Annotated in this window: 18 protein-coding genes and 1 tRNA gene; 7 read left to right on the top strand and 12 right to left on the bottom strand. The window is 75.5% G+C overall.

The genetic code is table 11. The features are described from left to right. Positions 1-435 precede the first annotated feature (435 nt). On the top strand, positions 436-1689 hold the full coding sequence (locus ACFWH7_RS17740) for a UDP-N-acetylmuramate dehydrogenase (RefSeq protein ID WP_378218433.1): 1254 nt from the start codon (positions 436-438) through the stop codon (positions 1687-1689). A 75-nt stretch (positions 1690-1764) separates the two neighbouring features. Here ACFWH7_RS17740 and ACFWH7_RS17735 read toward each other — a convergent pair whose 3' ends face one another. From ACFWH7_RS17735 to ACFWH7_RS17725, 3 genes are all read right to left on the bottom strand, one after another. Next, positions 1765-2775 (bottom strand): L,D-transpeptidase family protein, encoded by a 1011-nt coding sequence (locus ACFWH7_RS17735; RefSeq protein ID WP_378218431.1) that lies wholly within the window; start codon positions 2773-2775, stop codon positions 1765-1767. A gap of 209 nt (positions 2776-2984) precedes the next feature. Then, on the bottom strand, positions 2985-3386 hold the full coding sequence (locus ACFWH7_RS17730) for a GntR family transcriptional regulator (protein WP_378218429.1): 402 nt from the start codon (positions 3384-3386) through the stop codon (positions 2985-2987). Further along, positions 3373-4308 (bottom strand): hypothetical protein, encoded by a 936-nt coding sequence (locus tag ACFWH7_RS17725; protein WP_378218426.1) that lies wholly within the window; start codon positions 4306-4308, stop codon positions 3373-3375. Before ACFWH7_RS17725 ends, ACFWH7_RS17730 begins: the two co-directional genes overlap by 14 nt. Before the next feature lie 174 nt (positions 4309-4482). On the opposite strand from ACFWH7_RS17725, the gene ACFWH7_RS17720 reads away from it, so the two are divergent. After that, positions 4483-5844 (top strand): protein kinase family protein, encoded by a 1362-nt coding sequence (locus ACFWH7_RS17720; RefSeq protein ID WP_378218424.1) that lies wholly within the window; start codon positions 4483-4485, stop codon positions 5842-5844. Between the two features lie 9 nt (positions 5845-5853). Here ACFWH7_RS17720 and ACFWH7_RS17715 read toward each other — a convergent pair whose 3' ends face one another. The 4 genes from ACFWH7_RS17715 to ACFWH7_RS17700 all read right to left on the bottom strand — a co-directional run bounded on the left by ACFWH7_RS17715 (position 5854) and on the right by ACFWH7_RS17700 (position 9157). Then, complete coding sequence (locus ACFWH7_RS17715) at positions 5854-6357, bottom strand: hypothetical protein (RefSeq protein WP_378218422.1); 504 nt, start codon at positions 6355-6357, stop codon at positions 5854-5856. 96 nt (positions 6358-6453) lie between these two features. Beyond that, the gene (locus ACFWH7_RS17710) at positions 6454-7122 is read right to left on the bottom strand and encodes a response regulator transcription factor (protein WP_378218420.1); all 669 of its coding nucleotides are present in this window, start codon (positions 7120-7122) and stop codon (positions 6454-6456) included. Next, the gene (locus ACFWH7_RS17705; protein WP_378218418.1) at positions 7119-8807 is read right to left on the bottom strand and encodes a sensor histidine kinase; all 1689 of its coding nucleotides are present in this window, start codon (positions 8805-8807) and stop codon (positions 7119-7121) included. Before ACFWH7_RS17705 ends, ACFWH7_RS17710 begins: the two co-directional genes overlap by 4 nt. Then, entirely contained in the window at positions 8804-9157 is a 354-nt protein-coding gene (locus ACFWH7_RS17700) for a hypothetical protein (RefSeq protein WP_378218416.1), read from the bottom strand. The genes ACFWH7_RS17705 and ACFWH7_RS17700 overlap by 4 nt, the downstream gene beginning before the upstream one ends. 116 nt (positions 9158-9273) lie before the next feature. On the opposite strand from ACFWH7_RS17700, the gene ACFWH7_RS17695 reads away from it, so the two are divergent. Continuing rightward, positions 9274-10044 carry a methyltransferase domain-containing protein gene (locus tag ACFWH7_RS17695; RefSeq protein ID WP_378218414.1) on the top strand — a complete coding sequence of 257 codons (771 nt, stop codon included), beginning with the start codon at positions 9274-9276 and terminating at the stop codon, positions 10042-10044. A 49-nt stretch (positions 10045-10093) separates the two neighbouring features. On the opposite strand, the gene ACFWH7_RS17690 is transcribed toward ACFWH7_RS17695, so the two are convergent. The 5 genes from ACFWH7_RS17690 to ACFWH7_RS17670 all read right to left on the bottom strand — a co-directional run bounded on the left by ACFWH7_RS17690 (position 10094) and on the right by ACFWH7_RS17670 (position 15066). Next, positions 10094-11113: an adenosine deaminase gene (locus ACFWH7_RS17690; protein WP_378218412.1), complete on the bottom strand. Its 1020-nt coding sequence runs from the start codon at positions 11111-11113 to the stop codon at positions 10094-10096. 102 nt (positions 11114-11215) lie between these two features. Continuing rightward, positions 11216-11884, bottom strand: a complete 669-nt coding sequence (locus tag ACFWH7_RS17685) for a response regulator (protein ID WP_378218410.1) — start codon at positions 11882-11884, stop codon at positions 11216-11218. Further along, a complete protein-coding gene (locus ACFWH7_RS17680; protein ID WP_378218408.1) occupies positions 11881-13194 on the bottom strand; it encodes a sensor histidine kinase in 1314 nt (437 codons plus the stop codon). The genes ACFWH7_RS17685 and ACFWH7_RS17680 overlap by 4 nt, the downstream gene beginning before the upstream one ends. Next, entirely contained in the window at positions 13181-14053 is an 873-nt protein-coding gene (locus ACFWH7_RS17675; protein WP_378218407.1) for an ABC transporter permease, read from the bottom strand. Before ACFWH7_RS17675 ends, ACFWH7_RS17680 begins: the two co-directional genes overlap by 14 nt. After that, positions 14050-15066, bottom strand: a complete 1017-nt coding sequence (locus tag ACFWH7_RS17670; protein WP_378218405.1) for an ABC transporter ATP-binding protein — start codon at positions 15064-15066, stop codon at positions 14050-14052. Before ACFWH7_RS17670 ends, ACFWH7_RS17675 begins: the two co-directional genes overlap by 4 nt. Positions 15067-15272: 206 nt before the next feature. Here ACFWH7_RS17670 and ACFWH7_RS17665 point away from each other — a divergent pair. From ACFWH7_RS17665 to rplK, 4 genes are all read left to right on the top strand, one after another. Then, positions 15273-15345: transfer RNA gene (locus tag ACFWH7_RS17665), tRNA-Trp, on the top strand. A 160-nt stretch (positions 15346-15505) separates the two neighbouring features. Continuing rightward, a complete protein-coding gene (gene secE / locus ACFWH7_RS17660; protein ID WP_052877722.1) occupies positions 15506-15733 on the top strand; it encodes a preprotein translocase subunit SecE in 228 nt (75 codons plus the stop codon). Positions 15734-15850: 117 nt separating this feature from the next. After that, a complete protein-coding gene (gene nusG, locus ACFWH7_RS17655) occupies positions 15851-16681 on the top strand; it encodes a transcription termination/antitermination protein NusG (RefSeq protein ID WP_141388469.1) in 831 nt (276 codons plus the stop codon). Between the two features lie 110 nt (positions 16682-16791). Continuing rightward, complete coding sequence (rplK, locus tag ACFWH7_RS17650) at positions 16792-17223, top strand: 50S ribosomal protein L11 (RefSeq protein ID WP_047233799.1); 432 nt, start codon at positions 16792-16794, stop codon at positions 17221-17223. Positions 17224-17446: the final 223 nt, after the last annotated feature.

The raw sequence follows: 17446 nt of genomic DNA, 5'->3' as shown, positions 1-17446 counted from the left end.
GCTCCCGCCAGGCCCGCCACGACGCGGCACCACCACCCACCCCGCCCTTCTTCGTCTCGCCTTGGTCGCCGCGCGCCCTGGGGCGACTGCCCGCGGTGTCGGTTTCGCCAGCGCGGTTCCCCCTGCCGCATGTGGTCGCCGCACGGCACGGCCGCACGCGCCAGCGCCGACGCCGCTGCGCCGCGGAACCATCCGCGGGCTTGAGCGCGAGCGGACACCGCGGACCGGACCGGCGGACCCGACCCCGCGGGCCTGACAAGCCCGAGCGCGCGCCGCAGACCCGACCCCGCAGGCCGGAGAGCCCGAGCGCGCGCCGCTGATCCGACCCTGCGGGCCTGTGACCGACCGTGCGAACGTCGAGGGCGGCGGGCCGGGGCGGGGGCGAACTACGCTGGGGCGGTGACGTGCGAACCCGCTGCCCCCGTCGACCGCGACCTGCCCGAGATCGTCCGGACCGCGCCAGGACTGCGCCCCGACGCCGTCGGCGCACCCTCGCTGGCGGAGCTGACGACGCTGCGGGTCGGTGGGCCTGCGGACCGGTACGTCGAGGCGCACAGCGAGGCCGAGCTCGTGGACACCGTGCGCGCGGCGGACGAGGCCGGGGAGCCGCTGCTCGTGATCGGCGGCGGGTCGAACCTGCTCGTCGGGGACGAGGGGTTCGGCGGGGTCGTCGTGCGCGACCTGCGGCGCGGGATCACCGTGGACTCCGAGGACTCGTGCGGTGGTGCGAGCTTCCACGCGCCGGCCGGGCAGGACTGGGACGAGCTGGTCGCACGCGCGGTCGCGGAGGAGTGGGTGGGCGTCGAGGCGCTCTCCGGCATCCCCGGCACGGTCGGTGCCGCGCCCGTCCAGAACATCGGCGCGTACGGGCAGGAGGTCGCGGGCGTGATCTCGACCGTGCGCGTCTGGGACCGGGAGCGGTCGCGCGTGCGCACGCTCGCGCTGGGCGAGCTCGCGTTCGGGTACCGCACGTCGTTGCTCAAGCGCAGCATGCACGCGGCAGCGGGCGAGCGGGGCGGCGACGGCGAGGCGAGCGGTCCGTGGTACCCGTCGCCGCGCTACGTCGTGCTCGACGTCGGGTTCCAGGCCCGTCTCGGCTCGCTGTCCGCACCGGTCGCGTACCCGGAGCTCGCCCGGACGCTCGGCGTGCAGGTCGGTGACCGGGCTCCGAGCGCCGACGTGCGCGAGGCCGTCCTCGCGCTCCGGGCCCGCAAGGGCATGCTGCTCGACGGTGTCGGCCCGGACGTCGCGCCCGTGGCGACGGGGGGCGACGCGCCGGGCGAGACGGGCCCGGACCACGACCGCTGGAGCGCCGGGTCGTTCTTCACCAACCCCGTCGTCCCGGCCGACCAGGCCGACCTGCTCCCGGCGGAGGCACCGCGCTACCCGGTGCGCTCCGCGACGCCGTCCCGCACGACCGGCCCGAGCCTCGGCGAGATCGACCCGTCGCTCGTCAAGACGTCCGCAGCGTGGCTCATCGAGCACGCGGGGTTCACCAAGGGCTTCGGGGTCCACGGCCCGTCGAGCCTCGCGCGCCTGTCGACCAAGCACACCCTGGCGCTCACGAACCGGGGCGGCGCGAGCGCGGAGGACCTCGTCGAGCTCGCGCGCGCGGTCCGCGACGGCGTCCTCGACGCGTTCGGCGTCGAGCTCGTCCCGGAGCCCGTCCTCGTCGGCGTCTCCCTCTGACCGACCCACCGTCGTGAGCATGGGACGGGCCCGGTTCCGAGGCCGGAACCGGGCCCGTTCCATGCCCGCAGCGGGTCAGTAGACGAGGACCGTCGTGCCCGGGTCGGCGTGCCAGGAGTCCCAGAGCCAGTTCATCGCGGAGTTCGCGACGCGCACGCAGCCGTGGGACGCGGGCCACGGCGGGATCGACCCCGAGCCGTGCACCGCGATGCCGCCCGTGAAGAACTTGGGGCGCCACATGTCGCCGAGCTCGAGGCTTGACGAGTGGTTGCCGTCGACCTGCCTGCCCACGCGGAACTCGCCGCGCGGCGTGCCCGCACGGTAGGTGCGGCCCTTCGCCTCGTACGACTCGCCGTTGCCCGACGACGCGTTGACCACCGTGACGACCCGGCCGTCCTCGACCGCGAGCAGGAGCTGGCGGTCCAGGTCGATCTCGATGACCTTGCCCGAGCCGCTGCGCGGCTGCGGCGTGACGCCCTCGTCGAGCGCGGCCTGCGTCGCGGGGCCGACGACGCCGTCGCGCGAGAGCCCGGCGGCCTTCTGGAGAGCCCACACGGCCTGCTGCGTGCCGCCGCCGAAGTCGCCGTCGGGCGCGCCGATGAAGTAGCCGAGGTCGGCGAGGCGCTGCTGGAGCGCGACGACGCGCTCGCCGGTCGCGCCGCGGGCCAGCTCGACGGGTGCGGGCGGCGGCTCGGGGGTCGGCTCCGGGGCGGGCGGGGGCGTGCTCGGCGCGGGCGCCTCGGTCGGTGTCGGGTCCGGTGTCGGCTCGGGCTCCGGCGTCTCGGCCGGCTCGGGAGCGGTCTCCGTCGGGCTGGGGCTCGCGGGATCGGTGGTCGCGGGCCCGTCGGCGGTGGCGGACGGCGTCCGGCCCGGCTCGAGGTCCGGCAGCCCGGCCTGGCAGCCCGCGAGCACCAGCGCCGCCACCAGCGCGCCCACCGCGGCGCGCGCCGTCGTCCGCGGACGGCGACCCACCGGGTTCCGTCCCCGGGCGCCACCCCGCGCGACGGTCGCGACGCCCGCCACGGGTCCTGCTGCCGCGTGCGCCTCCGCGCCCGTCCGCGCGCCGGCCGAAGCTCCGTCCTCCACCTGGTCCCCCTCGTGTGTGCTGCGGCGTCCGCCGCGGAGCACCATCATGCGCCCCGCCCCGCGGGAGGACGCCCTACGGCGGCGCCTGTCGGAGGATCGTGACCCTGTCGTGACGCGTGCGCCGCGTGGCCCGTCCCGACGACGGCGCCGGCCGGCACCGCAAGGTCGCCCGCGAGCGGTCCGTCGGCGGGAGCAGCCCCTCGGCCGGCTCAGCCCGCAGCTGGTCCGCTACCAGGTTGCTCGTGGAGCAGCGCCCCGCGCACGACGTCGAGGATCTCGTCGTCGGACAGCCCGGCCTCGCGGCCGGCGCGGACGAGCTCGTGCGCGGCGTGGCGCGCGGCGACGTCGGTGGGGGAGACGCCGTCGGACACGACGGTCCCGGCGCGGCGCCGCGTCGTGACGACGCCGGCCGCCTCGAGCTCGCGGTACGCGCGCGCCACGGTGCCCGGCGCGAGGCCGAGGTCCGTGGCGAGGGCGCGGATCGTCGGCAGCCGGTCGCCCACCCGGAGACGCCCGGCGGCGACGTGCGCGACGACCTGCCGGCGGATCTGCTCGTACGGCGCGAGACCCGACCGCAGGTCGATCTCGACGCGCAGGTCAGGGGACGGCACGACCGCGCCCTGCCGCCGCCGTCGTGCTCGCACGCTCGTCCGCCCAGGCGTCCGGGTCCGGGGCGGCTCGCACGACGACCGCGATCGCCGCCAGCGCCAGGCCGACCGCGACGACCACGAGGACGACCGCCCCCGGGTAGCCCACCCGTGCCGCGGCGTTCGCACCGACGCCGAGCATCCCCGCGGCCGTCAGCCCGAGCGCGAGCTGCGCGCCCCGCAGGATCCGGTGCGCCGACGCGCGGCGCAGGGCGACGTCCCACGCCTCGTCGACCTGCGCGACCGCGGGGCGGCGCGCGACGAGGCGCAGCACGCCCTCGGCACCCGCGACGACCAGCACGGCCGCGAGCGCGAGCCACACGCCGTAGAACGCGCCGGGGTAGGGGCTCGCGGTCGAGGTCGAGTCGCCCGCGACGCGCGTCACCGACCGCCCGTCGTCGCCCGCCGTGAGCGCGCCGACCACCGCGAGCAGCACGACGAGCACCCCGAGCGACCAGGCGAGGCGACGCAGACCCCCGGGTGCGACGTCGGCGACGGTCCGCGGCCGCAGCGTGGCCGCGCGGACCGCGGTCCGCTGGCGCGGCCAGGTCCGCTCCCCGACGGCGTGGGCGCCGAGGTACGTGAGCCCGACGACCGCGGGGGAGAGCCCCACGAGCACGCCCTCGGCGAGACCACCGACGGCGGTCGCGGCGGCCTGGGCGACCACCGCGCCGACGAGGAGCGCGGCCGTGACCGCGGCGGCGCTCACCGTGGTCGCGTGCCGGCGGGCAGCGCGCCGCACGGGGTCCTCCTGGGCGAGCCCGTGGAGCGAGGGCTCGGGCGCGCGCGTCGCCCCCCGGACGACCAGCACGACGGCGACGCCGAGCCCCACGAGCACGGCGAGGACGGCACCGCTCCACAGCAGGTCGTAGCCCGCGGGGAGCAAGAGGTCGACACCCTGGGGCTCCTCGGACGATATTTGTATCAACACATCAGTACATTCCCACGGCGGCCCTGCCCGGTCAAGACCCGCCGGACGCCGAGCCGTCCGGTGCCGTGCATGAGAGGTCTCTCATGCACGTCTCACCGGCGGCCCACGCGCGTGCGGTGCGCTGGGCTCATGACGCTCGCCCCTCCCGCGCCCGACCAGCGCTCCTGGCTCGACCTGCTCACCGCCCCCGAGGCGGGGGAGCTGCTCGCCGTGGCGCTGGGCGCCGACGGCGCGAGCCTCGACACGTGGCGCGTCCACCAGGTGCACGCACGTCCCGGCGCGGAGGTCACCGTCGGGTACGACGTCGTCGCGCGCCGGGCGCTCGCAGCGGGCCCCGGCGAGGGCGCCGCCTCGGCGGACGCCGCCGAGTACCTGCTCGCGACGACGGCGCCCCTCTCGCCGGACGCCGTCGGACCCGGCGTGGTCCGCCTCGCGGACGGCCCGCGCGTCGTGCACGTGTGGCGGCACCCCGCCGACCCGATGCTGCCCGGCCTGGCGGCGGCGTGCGACGCGGGCGAGCTCACGCGCCGCCTCGCGGTCGCGGGGGCGCTCGCGCCCGGCGAGGCCGTCGAGTCGGTGACGATGGTCGCCTACCGCCCGCTGCGGCGAGCGGTGCTGCGCGCGCGGACGCCCTCGCGCACGGTCTACGTCAAGGTGGTCCGGCCGGACCGGGCGCGCTCGCTCGTCCGGCGGCACGACCTCTTCCGGTCCACCACCGTGGACGCCCCGCGCTGCCTCGCGTGGGACGACGACGGCGTGGTCGCCCTCGAGGAGGCGCGCGGCCCGTCGCTCGCGCAGCACCTCGCGGCGCTCGACCCGGACGACCAGCCCGGCGCGATCGACCCGCGCGAGCTCCTCCGCGCGCTCGACGCCCTCCCCGCGCGCGCGACGACGCTGCGCCGCCGCCCGGCGTGGGCCGAGCGCGTCGAGCACTACGCGGCGTCGGCGCTCGCGGTGCACGGCCTCGACGCGGACCGGGTGGACCGCGTCGCCCGCGCGGTGCGGACGGGCGTCGCGACGCGCGACCCCGGGCCGGTCGTCGCGACCCACGGCGACTTCTACGAGGCGAACGTCCTGCTCGAGGTCCCGGCGGCACCCGGCGACCCTGCCTCGCGGGGACGCGCCCGCGTCGGCGTCCTGCTCGACGTCGACACGCTCGGCCCGGGGCACCGCGTGGACGACCTCGCGTGCGTCGTCGCGCACCTCGCCGTGCTCCCGACGCTCGCCCCTGCGGTGTACGGCGGCGTGGGGGCGCTGGTCGACCGCTGCCTGGTCGTGTTCGACGAGCACGTCGACCCCACGGCCCTCCGGGCGCGGGCGGCCGGCGTCGTGCTGTCCCTCACGACGGGCGCGGCGTCGCACGGCCTCGCCGACGCGTGGCTGCGGGTCGCGGAGGAGCTGCTGGACGCTGCCCTCGGGACGGTCGCCGGCGAGCCCGTCCCCGTTCCTGAGAGCACTCTCATCGGCGCCTCCTCGGCATCTCACGCGTGACCGCGAGGCTCAGTACATGCACGGCCGAGGGGTCGTGCGCACCATCGGACGAAGGAGAAGGATCATGAAGGCACGCAGCGCATGGATCGTCACCGGGGCGCTCGGTGCGGTCGGTCTCGGGGCCACGGTGGCCGCCGCCCAGGGTGCGTTCGACGCCCCGGAGCCGGCGACCGTCTCGCCGTCGGTCCAGGTGAGCACGTCGTCGAGCACGCCGACCGACGCGCCCGCCACGTCCGCGACGCCCAGCCCGACCGACGTGCAGAACGGGACGTCGATCACGACGGTCACGGCGAACACCTCCGCCTCCCCGAACACCGCGGGCTCGGCGAACACGTCCGGTTCGGCCGTGACGAGCCAGACCCCGAACACGCCGAACACCCCGCCCACGGCGAACACGCCGCAGACGCCGAACACCCCGCCCAGCCCGGTCACGCCGCCGTCGCCGCAGTCGGCCGACTGACCTCGGCGGCCGGCCGACCAGCCGGACCGCGCGAACCCGGGCCCGCGGGTCACGAGAGATCGTCTCGTGACCCGCGGGCCCGGGTTCGTCGCCTCAGGGTGCGTGCGCCGCAGGATCGGCCCGTCAGGTCGGCCCGGCCGCCACGGCTGTCAGCGGGTGGCGTCGGCCAGCCGGTAGCCCATGCCGCGCACGGTGACGAAGTGCTCGGCGCCGAGCTTGTTGCGCAGGTAGCGCACGTAGACGTCGACGACGTTCGAGCCGGGGTCGAAGTCGTACCCCCACACGCGCGACAGGAGCTGCTCGCGGCTCAGCACCTGGCCGGGGTTGCGCAGGAACGCCTCGGCGAGCGCGAACTCGCGTGCCGAGAGGTCGACCTCGCGGTCGGTGGTGCGTGCGCGGCGCGTGCGCAGGTCGAGGCTCAGACCGCCGTGCGTCAGGACGGTGACCTCGCCCGCGGGCTCGGTGCGCAGGCGCAGCCGGATGCGCGCGAGGAGCTCCTCGAAGCGGAACGGCTTGGCCATGTAGTCGTCGGCGCCGCCCTCCAGACCGGCGACCGTGTCCGTGACCGACGTGCGCGCGGTGAGGATGATGACCGGGATCGCGTTGCCCGTCTCCCGCAGGCGGCGCAGCACGGTGAAGCCGTCCTGGTCGGGCAGGCCCAGGTCGAGCACGAGCAGCGCGAAGTCGCAGGTGCTGGCGAGGTCGAACGCCTCCCGCCCCGTCGCGACGGTCGTGCTGGCGTAGCCCGCGGAGCGCAGGCCCTTCGCCACGAACGACGCGATGCGGGTCTCGTCCTCCGCGACGAGGATCTGGCTCACCGGGTGGTCCTTCCGTCGGGGGCGGGGTGCGCGGGTGGGTTCTGGTCGTCCGGCCCGACGGCGCGCGGCGCGCCCGGCGCGGGCGAGGAGGTCGGCGGGGGCAGCGAGGGGGTGGCGGCCGACGGCGCGCTCGGCACGGTCGGCGCGGTGAGCGCCCCCAGTGCCTCGCCGTGCCGCCCGTCGAGCGCGGGCGGCCCGACGGCGTCCGTACGCGCCCCGGAGGACGGGCCCTCGACCGGGACGAGCGGGAGGTCGAGCGTGAACGTCGACCCGACGCCGGGCGTCGACGCGACGAGCACCCGGCCGCCGTGCCCCTCGGCGATCGCCGCGACGATCGCGAGCCCCAGCCCCGCGCCCTCGGGGTGGGTCGCACCCGGTGTCGTCGCCTGGGCGAAGCGCTCGAAGATCCGCTCCTGCTGCTCGGGCGCGATCCCGACGCCCTCGTCGCGGACCCACACGCGCACGCGCGCGCCGTCGTCGGACACCGCCGAGCCGAGCGCGACGACGGACCCGGGCGCCGAGAACTTCACCGCGTTCGCCGCGAGCTGGAGGACCGCCTGGGTGAGGCGCTGCGCGTCGGCGCGGACCGCGACGTCGGCGCGAGCGTCGACGAGCCAGCGGCGGTCGCCGAGCGTGCGGACCTTGTCGTGCACGTCGTCGAGGAGACGGCCGAGGTCCGTGTCGACGGGGCGCACGAAGTCAGGCCGGCCGGCGGTCGCGAGCGTCACGAGGTCGTCCACGAGGCGGTTCATGCGGTCGAGCTCGTCGAGCGCGAGGTCGCGCGTCTCGGACGCGTCGGCGGCGTCGCGCGGGTCCATGAGCTCGAGGTGGCCCCGCACCACGGTGAGCGGCGTGCGCAGCTCGTGCCCGACGTCGTCGATGAGGCGCCGCTGGGACTCGAACGACCCCTCGAGCCGGTCGAGCATCCCGTTGACCGTGCGCGAGAGGTCGGAGAGGTCGTCGTTGCCGGTCACGGGGATGCGCGCGGACAGGTCCGTGTCGCTGATGCGCTGCGCGGTGCGCGAGAGCGTCCTGATCGGATGGAGCAGGCGCCCCGCGACGACCCAGCCCACGACGCCGATGAGCACGAGCGCCCCGAGCGCCACGACCGCGTAGGTCCGGAAGACCTGCGCGAACTCGGCGTGCTCGGCCGAGCGGTCGTAGGCGAGCACGAGCGCCGCGGGCGCCTGGCCAGGAGTGGCCCCCGTACCGCCGACCGCCTGCACGGGGGCGACGAGGGCGCGGTAGTCGGCCGTCGCGGTCTGCGGCGAGCGCAGCACGACGTCGTCCCCGGCCACGAGCGGCGCGAGCGCGGCGACGAGCTCGGGGTCGTCCTCGAGCCGCAGCCGCACGTCCTGCTGCGTGACGAGGGGCGTGCGGCCCTCGCGGAGCCCGAGGATGCCCTCGTTGTGCGCGGGCACCGTGAGCTGGATCGAGGCGACGACGACGTCCTCGGCGGACGTGAACGGCTCGCCCGTGACGGGGTTCACGCCCGAGGCCGCGAGCGTCTCGAGCTCGTTCGCGCTCCGGTTCAGGCTCTCGTCGATGCGCGCGTCGATCTGCCCGCGCTGGAGGAACCACGCGGCGCCGCCCGCGATCAGCAGCGCGAGGGCGGACAGGCCGAGGAACGCCGCGAGCATGCGAGTGCGGACGGTCAGCCCGGCCCGGCGTGCCCGGGGGTTCATCCGTCGCCCTGGTCGGAGCCGCTGCGGTCGTCGTCCCCGTCGTCGTCAGGACCGTTGTCGTCGTCGCCGGTCGGGTCGTCGTGGTCGTCGTCGTCATCGTCGTCGCTCGACGGCGGGGCGGGCGTCACGCGGTCGTCGTCATCGTCGTCGGGTGAGGTGGTCGGCGACGGGTCCCCGCTCGTCGTCGGGGCGGGGGTCGCGGGCGCGGGGGTCGTGGGGGCGGGCGTCACGACCACGGCTCCTCCGACCTCGCGGTCCTCCGGCCGGGCGGCCAGCGCGCCGGCGGCGGCCGCACCCCCGAGCACGAGGACGAGCGCTCCCACGAGCCACGCGACGGTCCGACGAGTCATGGGCCCAGTATCCGAGAGCAGGATGAGACGCACATGAGAAACCTGTCCGCTCGTTGTATCTTGATGTCAAGAGTGTCGATGTCGAAAGAGTCTGACGGACGACGACTGGAGCTCCGATGCCCCGCGACTGGGACCCGGCCCTGTACCTCCGCCACGCCGACGAGCGCTCCCGGCCCTTGGCCGACCTCGTCGCGCGCGTGCCCGTGGACGCGCGGACGGTCGTGGACCTGGGCTCCGGCCCGGGCCACCTCTCCGCGCTGCTGCACGCCCGCTGGCCCGCGGCCACGATCACGGGGGTCGACGCGTCGCCCGCCATGGTCGAGCGCGCGCGACGGGACGCCTCCGCCCCGTGGGTGCGGTACGAGCTCGCCGACGTGCGCACCTGGGCGCCTCCCGCCCCGGCCGACGTGGTCGTGAGCAACGCGACCCTCCAGTGGGTCCCGGACCACCTCGACTTGCTCGCCCGCCTCGCGGACCACGTCGCGCCGACCGGGGCGCTCACGTTCTCCGTGCCGGGCAACCACGACGCCCCGAGCCACCGGCTGCTCCGTGAGGTCGCCGCCCGCCCGCCCTACGTCGAGCACACGACGGGCGTCGACCGGCCCGCCGCGCACGACCCGGAGGTGTACCTCGACCGGCTCACCGGGCTCGGCTGGGCCGTCGACGCGTGGGAGACGACCTACCTCCACGTGCTCCAGGGGCCCGATCCCGTCCTGCGCTGGATCTCCGCGACCGGCGCCCGCCCGGTGCTCCAGGCCCTGCCCGACGACGTGCGTACCGCGTTCGTCGCCGAGTACGCCGCGGCGCTCCGGGAGGCGTACCCCGAACGCGGCTACGGCACCCTCCTGCCCTTCCGCCGCGTCTTCGTCGTCGCGACGCGCGCCTGACCCGACCCGCGCGCTCGGCTCCCGCCTCCTGGTCCGGGCGCCCCGCGTGTCAGCCCGCCGCGAGCCAGTCGTCGACGCCCGCCAGGAGGCGCTGCCGGGTGCCCGACGACGCCCGGCTCGCCCGGATCGACGAGCGCGCGAGCGCGGCGAGCTCGTCGTCGGAGAACCCGTGCTCGTGGCGCGCGGTCTCGTACTGCGCGACCAGCCGGGACCCGAAGAGGAGCGGGTCGTCGGCGCCGAGCGCGACGCGGGCGCCGGCGTCGACGAGCGCCCCGAGCGGCACCTGCCCGGCGTCCTCGTAGACGCCGAGCGACACGTTGGAGGCGGGGCAGACCTCGAGCGCGATCCCGCGGTCCACGACGTCGTCCAGCACGCGCCGGTCCTCCGCCGACCGCACGCCGTGGCCGAGGCGGTCCGGGACGAGCTCGCGCACGACCTCGTGCACGTGCGCAGGGCCGAGCAGCTCGCCGCCGTGCGGCACGGACGCGAGCCCGGCGCGGCGTGCGATCGCGAACGCGCGCGCGAACTCCGCGGTGTCCCCGCGGCGCTCGTCGTTGCTCAGGCCGAACCCCACGACCTCCCCGGCCCCCTCGCCCGCGTACTGCGCCGCGAGGCGCGCGAGCGTGCGCGCGTCCAGCGGGTGCCGCATGCGCGACGCCGCGACGACCACCGCGACCTCCGTCCCCGTCGCGGCGCTCGCGGACCGCGCCGCGTCGAGCACGATCTCGACCGCCGGGGTGATGCCGCCGACGAACGGCGCGTACGACGTCGGGTCCACCTGGATCTCGAGCCGGCCCGACCCCTCCGCGGCGTCGTCCTGCGCGGCCTCGAGCACGATGCGCCGCATGTCGGCCTCGGAGCGCACGCACGCGCGCGCGGCGTCGTAGAGCCGCTGGAACCGGAACCAACCCCGCTCGGTCGGCGGGAGCCGGAGCGGGTCGCCGTCGACGAGCGCGTGGGGGAGCCGCACGCCGTACTGCGCGGCGAGGTCGCGCAACGTCTCCGGGCGCATCGACCCGGTGAAGTGCAGGTGCAGGTGGGCCTTGGGAAGCGTCGCCAGGTCTCGCACACGGGGAGTCTGTCACGCGGACCCGGCCCACGCCGTCAGGCCCGGGCCGGGTCCCGACGGCGGCCCGCCCCCTGCGAGGTCACCGTCACGCAGGACGTCTCCTCAGGCCCCGGGGAGGAACCCGCGCTGCATGGCGACCGTCACGGCGGCCGTCCGGTCGTCCACGCCGAGCTTCGCGAAGGCGCGCAGCAGGTGCGTCTTCACGGTCGCCTCCGCGATGAACAGCTCCTGCCCGACCGCCGCGTTCGACAACCCGCGGGCCACGAGCCGCAGCACCTCGACCTCCCGGTCCGTGAGCCAGTCCGCGCCGCGGACCGACGTGACGAGCCGGGTCGCGACGCTCGGCGCGAGCACCGTCTGCCCGCGCGCCGCGGCCCGCACCCCCGCGACGAGCTCGTCGCGCGGCGTGTCCTTGAGCAGGTAGCCGGTCGCCCCCGCCTCGACCGCGCGCAGGATGTCCGCGTCGGTCTCGTACGTCGTGAGCACGACCACGCGCGGGGCGGGCGCCGCCCCGGCGCGCGCCGAACCCCGCGCCGGCGTGCCGACGATCGCCGCCGTCGCGCCGACCCCGTCGAGCACGGGCATGCGCAGGTCCATGAGCACGACGTCGGGCGCCAGCTCGCCGGCCAGCGCCACCGCCTGCGCGCCGTCGCCCGCCTCGCCGACCACCTCGAGGTCGGGCTCGGCGGCCAGCATGCCCGTGATCCCCGAGCGCACGACCGGGTGGTCGTCGACGACGAGCACCCGGACGACACCCCCGGCCCCGCTCACAGCGCGTCTCCCGTCCGCGTCGTCGCGCGCGTGGGCGCGGGCGCCCCGTCCGGCGAGGCGCCGGCGGGCAGGCGGACCGCGACGCGTGTCCCGCCGCCCGGGCCCGGCCCGACCTCGAGGTTTCCGCCCTCCGCAGCCACCCGCTCGCGCATGCCCCGCAGCCCGTAGCCCTCGGTGAATCCTGACGCGTCGGCGGGCAGTCCGCGCCCGTCGTCGGTCACCTCGAGCACCGTCCCCTCCCCGTCCTGCCGGAGGTCGACGCGCACGGCCGAGGCGTCCGCGTGGCGCCGGACGTTCGTGAGCGCCTCCTGGGCGGAGCGCAGCAGCACGACGTCGTCGGCGCTCGACAGGCGAGGGGCCTCCGGCGCGGTGAGCTCGACGCGCGTCTCGGTCTCCTCCGCGAACCGGTCCGCGAGCCGGCGCAGCGCCTCGCTGAGGGTGCTGCCCTGGAGCGGGGCGGGGGCGGAGGCGGCGACGAGGGCCCGGGCCTCCGCGAGGTTGTCCCGCGCCGTCGACTCCACGAGGGCCAGGCGTTCGCGCGCCGCGTCCGGGGCGCCCCGGTCGAGGTCGGCGCTCGCGGCCTGGGCGAGCATCACCACGCTCGTGAACCCCTGGGCGAGCGTGTCGTGGATCTCCTGGGCGACGCGCTCGCGCTCGGCGAGCACCCCGGCCTCGTGCGAGGCCCGACCGAGCTCGGCCTGCGTGGCGCGCAGCTCGTCGACGAGCCGCGCGTGGCGCTCCGACTGCCGCAGCGTGTGCGCGGTCCACAGCCCGAGGCTCAGCGCGAACGCCAGGGCGACGCCCATCTGGGGCGCGGCGCTCGCGAGCTCCTCGGGCTCGACCCGCCCCGTCTGCGGGTCGAACGCGAGCGCGAGCGCCGTGCCGGCCGCGAGCGCGACGCACAGCACGACCTGGGCCCACAGGTGCTCCGACAGCATCCAGATCTGCGTGAACACCGCGAACAGCAGGAGCGTGCCGAGCGCGTCCTGCCCGACGACGACGAGCGTGCACGCGATCGCGACGACGAGGTAGACGTGGGCCGGCACCTGGTCGCGGGTGCGCGCCGCCCGGCGTCCCCAGGCGAGGTAGGTCACGAGGATCGTCGCGACCGCGGCCAGGGACACGAGCAGCGCCCTCCCGCTGACGCCCGCCGCGAGCAGCGCGAGCGCGCTGAGCACGACGATGACGTAGAACGCCACGTCCCACCAGCGCACGTCGCGTGCCCACGTGCCGTCGAGCTGGGCGGTCGCGGCGTCGGCGGACGTCCCGTCGACCACCCCACCCCGCGACGGCGTCTCAGCCGTCGTCACGGCGCCGCCACCGGAACGAGCGTGCACCGACCACGAGCCCCACGACCAGCCATGCGACCAGTACAGCAGCGGTCGCGCCGTGCTGCCACGACCCCGACGGCTCGAGCGCCGCCGCCTGTTCGGGGAGGAACACCGAGCGCATGCCCTGCGCCATCCACTTGAGGGGGAACAGCGACGCGACGGTCTGCATCCAGGACGGCAGCGCGAAGAACGCGAAGAACACGCCCGAGATGAACTGCAGGACGAGGACGACCGGCGTGACGACAGCCGTCGCCGACTTGCCGGACCGCGGCAGCGACGAGAACGCCACACCGCACACCGCGCCGGTGGCGCACCCGAGCACGAAGACCCACGCGAACGTCGCGAGGCGCGCGCCGCCGTCCGACATCTCCCACGGCATGGGGACGTCGTAGACCGTCGCGGCGAGCGTGAGGAGCAGACCGGTCTGCACGACCGACGTCAGCAGGACGAGCCCGATCTTGCCGTAGAAGTACGCGGACGGCGGCAGCGGGGTGGAGCGCAGGCGCTTGAGCGAGCCGTCGTCGCGCTCGACAGCGATCGAGATCGCGAGGGACTGGAAGCTCGTGAGCATGACGCCGGTCGCGATCATGCCGGGCAGGAAGTACTGCGCGAACGGCACGGAGTAGGCGGCCGTGCCCTGGTCCTGCCCGTCGAACACCGTCGCGAAGATCGCGAGCATGATGAGCGGGTACGTGAAGATGAAGATCACGGCGTCGCGCTCGCGGAAGAACGCGCGCAGCTCGGCGCGGGTGCGCTCGATCCCCAGGCGGCCCGCGCCGGGAAGGGTGGCGGGTCGGGCGGAGCGCGTGGACCGGGCGACGGTCGGGGCGGTGGTCACGGGCGGGCCTCCTCGGGGACGACGGCGGTCGTGCCGTCGGGCGTGGGGTCCCCGGCGGGTGCGCCGAGGGGACCGGGTGCGGTCGTGCGGGCAGGCGTGGCGCCGGGCGTCGTGGCCGGCTCGCCGATGAGCTCGAGGTAGACGTCCTCCAGGCTCGGGCGGGTCACCGAGAGGCCGGGGACCTCGCCGTCGGGTCCGGCGTACCGCGCGGTGAGGGACGCGACGAGCGTGGTGGGGGAGTCGGTGCGCTCCGACCGCCAGGCGCCGTCGTCGAGCCAGCGGACCTCCGGCCGGCGCGCGTCCGGCCCACCGAGGCGGTCGGGCGCGTCGAGCGCGACGACCCGGCCCGCGCGCACGACGGCGGCGCGGTCGGCCAGGTGCGCGGCCTCGTCCAGGTAGTGCGTGGTGAGCAGGATCGTCGTGCCGTCCTCGCGCAGCGAGCGGACGAGCGCCCAGAACGCGCGGCGGGCCTGCGGGTCGAACCCGGTCGTCGGCTCGTCGAGGAACAGCAGCTCCGGCCGCCCGACGATGCCGAGCGCGACGTCCAGGCGGCGACGCTGGCCGCCGGAGAGCTGGCGCGTGCGGGTCCGGGCCTTCTCGCGCAGCCCGACGGCGTCGATCACCTCGTCCGGGTCACGAGGCGCGGGGTAGAACGTCGCGAAGTGGCGGACGATCTCGGCGACCGTGAGCTCGGCCTGGTCCCGTGAGTCCTGGAGCACGACGCCGATGCGCGAGCGCCAGGCGCGGCCCGCGGTCTGGGGGTCCTCTCCGAGCACGCGGACCTCGCCCGCGTCGCGGCGCCGGAAGCCCTCGAGGATCTCGACGGTCGTGGTCTTGCCGGCGCCGTTGGGTCCGAGGACGGCGAAGATCTCGCCGCGCTCGACCCGCAGGTCGATGCCGTCGACCGCCTGCTTGGCGCCGTAGCGCTTGCGCAGGCCGCGCGCGTCCACGGCCGGGCCGCTCGACCCGGGACCGGCGGTGCGGGAGCCGGTGGGGAGGGGTGTCGTCGTCATGGGACCAGCCTGTCGGCAGGGTCCGGTCGCCCGCGACGGTCGTTCGTCCGGACCTCGTGTCCACCGATCGGTGGACGGTGGTTCGACCAGGGGCCTCGCGTCGCGTACAGTGATCCCTCGGTGGTTGACGCCCGCCACGCTGGTCCGCGCCCGTGAGACGTGTTTCGTCCCGGGGCCGGGGGCTCGTACGGCGTCGTCGAGCACGAAGGGTAGTGGCGCAATTGGTAGCGCAGCGGTCTCCAAAACCGCAGGTTGCAGGTTCGAGTCCTGTCTACCCTGCACGGCGTGGCTCTCGTGGGACCTTCCCGGGAACCACGCGCGGCCCGGCACCGGGTCGCACCGAGGGTTCGAGCAGGTCCCGTACGTGAGCGATGGGGAAGAACGAGTGAGCGAATCGCCGTCAGAGGCCGTGGGTGCAGGCGGCGCACGCGCCGACGAGGTGAAGAAGAAGGGCGGTCCGTCCGCGGACAAGAAGCCCAACATCTTCGCGCGCATCGCCCTTTTCGTGCGCCAGGTGGTCGCCGAGCTCCGCAAGGTCGTCACGCCGACGCGCTCGGAGCTCATCACCTACACGACGGTGGTCCTGGTCTTCGTGGTCGTGGTCATGGCCTTCGTGACCGTGCTCGACCTCGGGATCGGCAAGGCCGTCATGTGGGTCTTCGGCTAGCGAGCGCACCTCCGCCCGGTCACGCCGGGCCTCACCACGGCAGCCGGCGCCCCTCGGGGCGCCGTCGGCGCTTCCAGAAGAAGTCATCGAGCAGTTCGTCAGAAAGCAGGTTCGTTCGTGTCCCAGGAGTCGCTGGACCAGACGGAGAACGTCGACCCGACGCAGCCCGAGGGTGCCCAGGACGACGTCGAGGAGACCACGGACGTCCCGGCGGTCGACGAGGCTGACGAGACGGTCGACGAGGACGCCTCGGACGACGAGGCGGACGAGGACGCGTCGGACGACGAGGTGTCGGAGGACGAGGCGTCGGAGGACGAGCGCCCGGTCGACGAGGACGGCGACGTCATCGAGGACCCGGTCGCGGAGTTCAAGCGCACGCTGCGCACGCAGCTCGGCGACTGGTACGTCATCCACTCCTACGCGGGCTACGAGAACCGTGTGAAGGCCAACCTGGAGAACCGCATCCAGAGCCTGAACATGGAGGACTACATCTTCCAGATCGAGGTCCCCATGGAGGAGGTGGCCGAGATCAAGAACGCGCAGAAGAAGATCGTCCGACGCGTGCGCATCCCCGGCTACGTCCTCGTCCGCATGGACCTCACCGACGAGTCGTGGGGCGCCGTGCGCCACACGCCCGGTGTCACCGGCTTCGTCGGCCACACCCACCAGCCCGTGCCGCTGACGCTCGACGAGGTCTTCTCGATGCTCGCGCCGATGCTGGCCCCCGCCCCGGAGCCCGGCAAGCCCGCCCAGGCCACCGCGAAGGCTCCCGTCGAGGTCGACTTCACGGTCGGCGAGTCGGTCACCGTCACGGACGGCCCGTTCGACACGCTGCCGGCCACGATCTCCGAGATCAACGTCGAGAACCAGAAGCTCAAGGTCCTCGTCTCCATCTTCGGCCGGGAGACCCCGGTCGAGCTGTCGTTCAACCAGGTCGCCAAGATCTGACGCGCCGCACGGCACCGGCCGTGCGCGCGTGAACGCGGTACCTCAGGAAACACTGCAACCGGGTCATCGCCCACGGCGTCGGTCCACGAGAAGAAAGACAGGGAAGAGTCATGCCTCCCAAGAAGAAGGTCTCCGGCCTCATCAAGCTCCAGATCCAGGCCGGTGCGGCGACGCCCGCCCCGCCGATCGGCCCCGCGCTCGGGCAGCACGGCGTGAACATCATGGAGTTCTGCAAGGCCTACAACGCGGCGACCGAGTCGCAGCGCGGCAACGTCATCCCCGTGGAGATCACGGTCTACGAGGACCGTTCGTTCACGTTCGTGACGAAGACCCCGCCGGCCGCGGAGCTCATCAAGAAGGCCGCGGGCGTGCAGAAGGGCTCGGCCACGCCGCACACCGTCAAGGTCGCGAAGATCACCGCCGACCAGGTGCGCGAGATCGCCCAGACCAAGCTCGAGGACCTCAACGCGAACGACCTCGACGCCGCGTCGAAGATCATCGCGGGCACGGCCCGCTCGATGGGCATCACCGTCGAGGGCTGACGACAGACCACGTCCGTCACGGGTCGCCGTCGGCGCCCCGGACGACGTACCGAGGCCGGCCCCCCCCCCCGGCCCGGCCGCGGGCCCCCCGCGCGCACCCCCCCCCGCCTCCACCGCTCCGGCGATCGGTTAATTCACACCGCCCCCGCTCCCGGGCCGCCCGCACGTCCGGCCCCCGCGCGACGACCTCGGGCCGGCCGCGCGACCTGTGGACGGGCGCCCC

Origin of the sequence: Cellulosimicrobium cellulans (assembly GCF_042723955.1) — a bacterium.
In the GTDB taxonomy this organism is placed as follows: domain Bacteria; phylum Actinomycetota; class Actinomycetes; order Actinomycetales; family Cellulomonadaceae; genus Cellulosimicrobium; species Cellulosimicrobium cellulans_H.
The sequence above is the reverse complement of the archived record's forward strand: the minus strand, read 5'-3'. Positions and strand labels throughout refer to the sequence as shown.